This window comes from Lysinibacillus sp. FJAT-14222, assembly GCF_001278875.1.
In the GTDB taxonomy this organism is placed as follows: Bacteria; Bacillota; Bacilli; order Bacillales_A; family Planococcaceae; genus Lysinibacillus; species Lysinibacillus agricola.
In genome coordinates this window covers 1-712 of the sequence record NZ_LIYL01000071.1, presented here as the reverse complement: position 1 = coordinate 712, position 712 = coordinate 1, and the positions used below count along the sequence as shown (strand labels likewise).

The window sequence follows — 712 nt, the reverse complement described above, 5'->3', positions numbered from 1 at the left end:
GTCATTTCAAGCGCCGCATAAGCCATTTTTCCGAAGTCTTTAAACACCGTCATAAATTCCGGAAAGAAACGATCAATCCAACGAATGATACGATTTTGTATGGCATTTAGGTCTTCTTGGATTTTGGACCGTAACGTTGCACCATTTCGTAATTCAGCTTCTACGCCTTCTAGAATACGTGGATAACTGAAACGTCCATCACGCAGTAATCGCGCAATGACAAGGGCATCCTTTTGATCATTCTTCGTTTGAAGATTATCATCCAATTCCTTTGAACGGTTCACATGATGCGGATTTACCATGACAAACGGAATCCCATGAAGAGTAAGGTACGCTGCTAGGTTCATCCAGTAGTGCCCAGTGGGTTCAAATCCCACGAGAATTTCGCTTTTTTCATGTGTGGCACGTAAAGCGAGTATTCTTTCATAAAAAGCATCGAATCCTCCTCTTGATTGAGAGAAAGGAAATGATTTTTGGAGCACTCGCCCTCGTTCATCTACGGCACAAGCATAGTGCTTTTTCTTGGCAATATCGATGCCGATGACTAAAGTGTTTTCAGTGACTTGATTAATTTTTTTGTTCGTATTAGAATTCATAAATGGAGTTCTCCTGTGTGATAGTGAGTCAATTTGCCGTTGACACTCATGCATCATACAAGAGGGCTTTTTCTTTTTCAAGCCCCTGAAAATCTTTCTAACAGGAATGCTCCTTA

Annotated in this window: 1 protein-coding gene; it reads right to left on the bottom strand. The window is 41.0% G+C overall.

The genetic code is table 11. The features are described from left to right. Positions 1-596, bottom strand: a 596-nt coding sequence (locus tag AN161_RS27120) for a transposase (protein WP_143115098.1), incomplete at its 3' end; no start/stop codon positions are given. Positions 597-712 lie beyond the last annotated feature (116 nt).